The following is a 5,687-nucleotide window of genomic DNA, read 5'->3' on the forward strand; positions in this document are numbered from 1 at the left end:
TGATCGGCATCAACAAATCCGGTGGTACCGTGGATGTGGGTATGCTGGAGCACGCCATCCGCGAGGACCTGAACGAGCGGGCACCTCGGGCCATGTGCGTGATGCACCCGTTAAAAGTGACGCTGACCAATTACCCGCAAGACCGTGAGGAGACGCTGGAGCTGCCGGTTCATCCACAAAACCCGGACATGGGAACCCGCCAGGTACCCTGGACCGCCGAACTGTACATCGACCGGGAGGATTTCGCGCAGGAGCCGCCCCGCAAGTGGAAGCGGCTGGCGCCTGATCAGGCGGTCCGTCTGCGCGGCGGTTACGTGATTACCTGCAGGGAAGTGATCCGTGACAGCGAGGGCAATATTATTGAACTGCGCTGCGAGTACGATCCGGCGACCCTGGGCGTGAACCCTGAAGGCTACAAGCCCAATGGCGTGATTCACTGGGTGTCGGCCACCAACAGCGTCGAAGCCGACATCAACCAGTACGACCGGCTGTTCCTGCACGAAAACCCTGACAGCGACAAGGATGTGAATTTTACCGATCACCTGAATCCGGAATCCCTGGTACGTCTGGAAAAGGTGAGAGCCGAAATGAGTCTTGGTCAGCCCCGGGCCGACCTGCCTTATCAGTTCGAGAGGGAAGGTTACTTCTTTTTTGACGAACAGGCGTCAGAGAGCGGTCGCCTGGTGTTCAACCGCACGGTAACCCTGCGGGACTCCTGGCCCCGAGGCAGCAACTGAGCGCTCCGGAAGACCGCAGGTCAGGTTCCGGAAATAACGTAAACCCAGACAGACAGTGAGTGCATTGTGATCCGAATCTACAACACCCTGAGCCAGCGCAAGGAAGACTTTACCCCCATTCAGTCGGGCAAGGTTCGCATGTACGTCTGTGGTATGACGGTCTACGATTACTGCCATCTGGGTCACGCCCGGGTGCTGGTGGCGTTTGATGTGGTGACCCGGTACCTGCGCCACCGCGGTTACGAGGTGCAGTATGTTCGCAACATTACCGACATCGACGACAAGATCCTGCGGCGGGCAGAGGAAAATGGTGAACCCTTTACCGAGCTGACCGACCGCATGATCGATGCGATGCACGAGGATGAGCGTCGGCTGGGGGTGCTGGCACCCACGGAAGAGCCACGGGCGACCGCGTTCATTGACGACATGATCGCCATGATCCAGCTGTTGATCCGTAAGGATCATGCCTACGCCGCAGATAATGGTGACGTCTACTTTTCCGTGGCAAGTTTCGATGGCTACGGCAAGCTCAGCAAGAAAAAACTGGAGGATCTGCTGGCGGGCGCCCGGGTAGACGTGCAGGAGGCCAAGCGCAGTCCGGCGGACTTCGTGCTCTGGAAAGCTGCGAAGCCCGGCGAGGCCAGCTGGCCATCGCCCTGGGGTGATGGTCGCCCGGGCTGGCATATCGAATGTTCTGCCATGGCCAGCCGTTGCCTGGGTGATACCTTTGATATTCATGGTGGCGGCCCGGACCTGCTGTTTCCCCATCACGAGAACGAAATTGCCCAGTCCGAGTGCGCCACCGGCCATCACTTCGTGAATACCTGGATGCACGCCGGCGCCATTCGCGTGAACAAGGAAAAGATGTCCAAATCCCTGGGTAACTTTTTCACGATTCGCGAGATTTTCGACAAGTATCCGGCGGAAGTGGTGCGCTACTTTCTGGTGTCCAGCCACTACCGCAGCCAGGTGGACTATTCTGAGGAGAATCTGGCCGAAGCCGGGCGGACGCTGGAACGTCTGTATCACGCGCTGCGGGGGCTGACGCCCTCGAAAGCGGCACCGGAAACCGATTTTGACCGTCAGTTCCACGCGGTCATGGACGACGATTTCAATACCGCCGGTGCCATCAGTGTGCTGCATGCCGTCGCCGGAGACATCAATCAGGCCCGCCGCGACCACCGTGAGCAGGAGGCCTGTGACCTGGCTGCCGTTCTGGTCCGGCTGGGCGGTATTCTTGGTTTGCTGCAGCAGGATCCGGAGGCATTCTTCCAGGCGGGAGCGCCCGGCGAGCTTGGCGCTGAAGAAATTGAAGCGCTGATCGAGGCAAGGGCCAACGCCCGAAAGGCGAAGAACTTCGCAGAAGGTGACCGCATTCGCGACGAATTGCTGGAAAAAGGCATCATCCTTGATGATACCCGTGAGGGCACCAGCTGGCGTCGGGGCCAAGTGTGAATTTAGCGAAAATATGGCGTAAACTATCGCGCCTTGAATCACCAATGATCAAGATCTGATCATATCGCCCCGGTTGTGGCCTTTACTGGCCAGGCTGGGGTGTCAGGCAGAATACAGTCAACATTGAGGCAGATAACGATGACAGAACGCGTGCAAGTGGGTGGCCTGCAGGTCGCCAAGAACCTGTTCGATTTCGTAAATAACGAAGCGATTCCGGGAACCGGCGTTGATGCTGACAAATTCTGGGCGGAATTTGACAAGATTGTCCACGAGCTGGCTCCCCGTAACCGGGAACTGCTTGCCAGGCGTGATGCGATCCAGGAAAAGATGGACAGCTGGAACCGTGACCATAAGGGCAAGCCGCTGGACATGGCCGAGTACAAGGCGTTCCTGAAAGAAATCGGTTATCTGGTGGACGAGCCGGCAGACTTCCGCATCGCCACCTCGAATGTTGACCCTGAAATTGCCACCATGGCTGGCCCGCAGCTGGTGGTGCCGGTGATGAATGGTCGTTTTGCCCTGAACGCGGCCAATGCCCGCTGGGGCAGTCTTTACGACGCTCTGTATGGCACCGACGCGATCTCCGAGGAAGGCGGTGCCCAGAAGGGGCCCGGCTACAACCCGGTGCGTGGTGCGAAGGTCATCGAATTCGCCCGCAACCTGCTGGACAACTCGGCACCGCTGGCCGCTGGCAGCCACAAGGATGCAGCAGAGTATCTGGTAGAAGGCGGCAAACTGGTGGTCAGGCTGCAGAGCGGCGACACCACCGGTCTGAAAGATGAAGCCGGTTTTGTTGGCTATACCGGTGCCCCTGAGGCGCCCACTGGTGTTCTGCTGGTGAAGAATGGCATGCACTTCGAAATCCAGATTGATGCCAGTCACCCCATTGGTCAGGACGACGGCGCCCACGTCAAGGACGTGCTGATGGAGTCTGCGCTGACCACCATTATGGATTGCGAAGATTCAGTAGCGGCCGTCGATGCGGACGACAAAACCCTGGCCTACAGCAACTGGCTGGGCCTGATGAAAGGGGACCTGCGGGAAACCTTCGCCAAGGGTGGCGAGCAGGTTACCCGCGAGATGCACGCCGACCGTGTCTACAGCAAGCCGGGCGGTGGTGAGCTGAAGCTCAAGGGTCGCAGCCTGATGTTCGTCCGTAATGTGGGTCATCTGATGACCAACCCCGCGATTCTGCTGAGTGATGGCCTGGAAATTCCGGAAGGTCTGATGGACGGCATGCTGACCTCCCTGATTGCCATCCATGATCTCAAAGGTGATGGTCAGTACCAGAACTCCACCACCGGGTCCGTGTACATCGTGAAGCCGAAGATGCACGGTCCGGAGGAAGTGGCATTCACCAATGAATTCTTCGGTCGTGTCGAGGATGCTCTTGGCTTGCCCCGCTTTACCCTGAAAGTGGGCATCATGGATGAAGAGCGTCGCACCACCGTCAACCTCAAAGCCTGTATCCATGCGGCCCGGGATCGCGCGGTGTTTATCAACACCGGCTTCCTCGACCGTACCGGCGACGAAATCCACACATCCATGGAACTGGGTCCGTTTATCCGCAAGGGTGCCATGAAGCAGGCCACCTGGATTGCTGCCTATGAGCAGTGGAACGTGGATATCGGCCTGGAAACCGGATTCTCCGGAGTTGCCCAGATCGGTAAAGGTATGTGGGCGATGCCGGACCTGATGGCTGGCATGCTGGAGCAGAAAATCGGCCACCCGAAATCAGGTGCCAATACTGCGTGGGTTCCATCGCCCACCGCAGCAACCCTGCACGCTACCCATTACCATCAGGTGAATGTGGCGGACGTCCAGAAGCAGCTTGAGAGCCGTACCCGGGCCAATGTCGACGATATCCTGACCGTACCGGTCATGGACGATCCGTCTGCACTGTCCGCTCAGGAGATCCAGGAAGAACTGGACAACAACGCTCAGGGTATCCTGGGTTATGTCGTGCGCTGGATCGATCAGGGCGTAGGTTGCTCCAAGGTGCCTGATATCAACGATATCGGCCTGATGGAAGACCGTGCCACCTTGCGGATTGCCTCTCAGCTGCTGGCCAACTGGTTGTACCATGGCATCTGCACGGAAGCGCAGATTGTTGAAACCATGAAGCGCATGGCCGCTGTGGTCGATCGGCAGAATGCCGGTGACCCGCTGTACAACAACATGGCGCCCGGTTTCGATGGTATCGCCTTCCAGGCTGCCATGGATCTGGTGCTGAAGGGCCGTGAGCAGCCGAATGGCTACACCGAGCCGCTGCTGCACGCCTACCGCCTGAAGGCCAAGGCCGCCCAGTAACGGCAGCGGCTTTAAGACACAAAAAACCCCGCATGATGCGGGGTTTTTTGTGGGTGTTTATGGCTGACTCAGGACCCGTTATTGGTCTTTGTGCAACACATTGGCGGCATACAGGGTGTTCTGCAGCAGGGTGGCAATGGTCATCGGGCCTACACCACCGGGAACCGGGGTGATCCAGGCCGCGCGCTCAGCGGCTGCGTCGAATTCCACATCCCCTCGCAGTTTGCCGTCTTCCATGCGGTTGATGCCCACGTCGATAACGGTGGCCCCGGGTTTGATCCATTCGCCTTTAACCAGACCCGGTTTGCCGGCAGCGGCAATCAGAATATCCGCGCTGCCCACGAAGCCCGCCAGATCCCTGGTAAAGCGATGGGTCACCGTGGTAGTGGCGCCTTTGAGCAAAAGCTCCATGGACATGGGGCGGCCGACAATGTTGGAGGCGCCCACAATCACCGCGTGCTGGCCTTTGTAAGGAGTACCAATATGGTCCAGCAGGGTAATGATGCCGCGGGGTGTGCAGGGCCTCAGGGCGGGCTTGCGCTGCATCAGGCGCCCGATGTTGTAGGGGTGGAAGCCGTCTACATCCTTGTCGGGTCTTATGCGGGTCAGCAGCGGGTCGGCATCAAGGTGCGCCGGCAGTGGCAGTTGCACCAGAATGCCGTCGACGGCCGGATTGTCATTGAGCTCGTCGATCAGGGCTTCAAGGGCCTCCTGGCTGGTCTCTTCCGGCAGGTCGTAGGACAGGGAGTGAATGCCCGCCTCGTCGCAGGCCTTGCGCTTGTTGGTGACATAGACACGGGAGGCAGGGTCCGATCCCACCAGAACAACGGCCAGTCCCGGCGCTCTCAATCCCTGTTGGCGGCGGCTTTCGACGCCGGTGGCCACCAGCTGGCGAATGCCCGCGGCAATCACTTTTCCGTTGATCAGTTCTGCGGTCATGATAGGGTCTTTTAAAGCAGGTTGGTAAGAGATGCGGCATTCTCTCATGTCCGTGGTCCGAGGCCAATTCCCTGTGATGGTGGTAATTTTCGTAATGGTGAGTTGACGGCGGGGTCCTGCGTGGGTAATATGCGCGCCAACTTTGCTACGGCAAGAGTTGTTCAGGTTTCGGGGTATAGCGCAGTCTGGTAGCGCGCCTGCTTTGGGAGCAGGATGTCGGGAGTTCGAATCTCTCTACCCCGACCA

At 58.8% G+C, this 5,687-nt stretch carries 3 protein-coding genes, 1 tRNA gene and 1 pseudogene; 4 read left to right on the plus strand and 1 reads right to left on the minus strand.

Features of this window, described 5'->3' with window-relative positions; all coding sequences use genetic code 11:
- The 3 genes and pseudogenes from AAC035_RS17975 to AAC035_RS17985 form a co-directional block, all read left to right on the plus strand.
- A pseudogene (locus tag AAC035_RS17975) lies at positions 1-737 on the plus strand (glutamine--tRNA ligase); the annotation flags it as partial.
- 63 nt (positions 738-800) lie between these two features.
- Positions 801-2,192, plus strand: coding sequence for a cysteine--tRNA ligase (cysS, locus tag AAC035_RS17980; RefSeq protein WP_339806474.1), 1,392 nt, complete (start codon positions 801-803; stop codon positions 2,190-2,192).
- A 138-nt stretch (positions 2,193-2,330) separates the two neighbouring features.
- Positions 2,331-4,502: a malate synthase G gene (locus AAC035_RS17985; RefSeq protein WP_339806471.1), complete on the plus strand. Its 2,172-nt coding sequence runs from the start codon at positions 2,331-2,333 to the stop codon at positions 4,500-4,502.
- Positions 4,503-4,580: 78 nt separating this feature from the next.
- On the opposite strand, the gene folD is transcribed toward AAC035_RS17985, so the two are convergent.
- Positions 4,581-5,441 carry a bifunctional methylenetetrahydrofolate dehydrogenase/methenyltetrahydrofolate cyclohydrolase FolD gene (gene folD / locus AAC035_RS17990; RefSeq protein WP_339806472.1) on the minus strand — a complete coding sequence of 287 codons (861 nt, stop codon included), beginning with the start codon at positions 5,439-5,441 and terminating at the stop codon, positions 4,581-4,583.
- A 169-nt stretch (positions 5,442-5,610) separates the two neighbouring features.
- Here folD and AAC035_RS17995 point away from each other — a divergent pair.
- Positions 5,611-5,687 (plus strand) — tRNA-Pro (locus AAC035_RS17995).

This window comes from uncultured Marinobacter sp., assembly GCF_963974375.1.
Lineage (GTDB): Bacteria > Pseudomonadota > Gammaproteobacteria > Pseudomonadales > Oleiphilaceae > Marinobacter.

Bases quoted from the DNA above. Each gene is read 5' to 3' on its own strand.
- AAC035_RS17985 (WP_339806471.1), top strand. From the start codon at position 2,331: ATGACAGAACGCGTGCAAGTGGGTGGCCTGCAGGTCGCCAAGAACCTG.
- folD (WP_339806472.1), bottom strand. From the start codon at position 5,441: ATGACCGCAGAACTGATCAACGGAAAAGTGATTGCCGCGGGCATTCGC.